The following is a 436-nucleotide window of genomic DNA, read 5'->3' as shown; positions in this document are numbered from 1 at the left end:
CGTCGCAGCATGGCCCCCAATTTCGTACGTCTCATCATCGACGAGCGTCCGGAACTCGTCCAACGCCTTTTCGACGCCGACCTGATACCCGCGTTCGTACGCGGCCGCCTCCGGGCCCTCAACATCTGCGTCATTGGCAACGATGAGCAGCGCCTGCGTCTCGAACTCGTACTGACCCACAGTCGGAGCCGTGCGGATATCCCAGTGCATGCGACGGTCGCAATTGCGCCAATCGGTCCACGAACCACCAGCCGTGCGCATGCGGTATTGATAAACGGCGTTGCTCATCTACTTCTCCTGTTGAATTGATGTGGAAATGATACGAGAAAGTGGGCTATTCGTCAACCCCTCAGCCGTTATGCGCCACCAGCCGAAGCTTCCGCACGCGGATCAGCAGGTCGCCTGCGCGCGGTACCGGTACGTCCGCGAACTGCTC

Annotated in this window: 1 protein-coding gene; it reads right to left on the bottom strand. The window is 60.1% G+C overall.

Going from position 1 to position 436, the window contains the following annotated elements; genetic code table 11:
* Nucleotides 1-288 (bottom strand): hypothetical protein (locus AC1RO3_RS08670; protein WP_481764030.1); only part of this gene is annotated, 288 nt, incomplete at its 3' end.
* Between the last annotated feature and the right edge of the window lie 148 nt (nucleotides 289-436).

This window comes from Dellaglioa sp. CoH-57-MRSF-19 (genome assembly GCF_056781975.1).
This window is presented reverse-complemented; position numbering and strand designations above follow the sequence as displayed.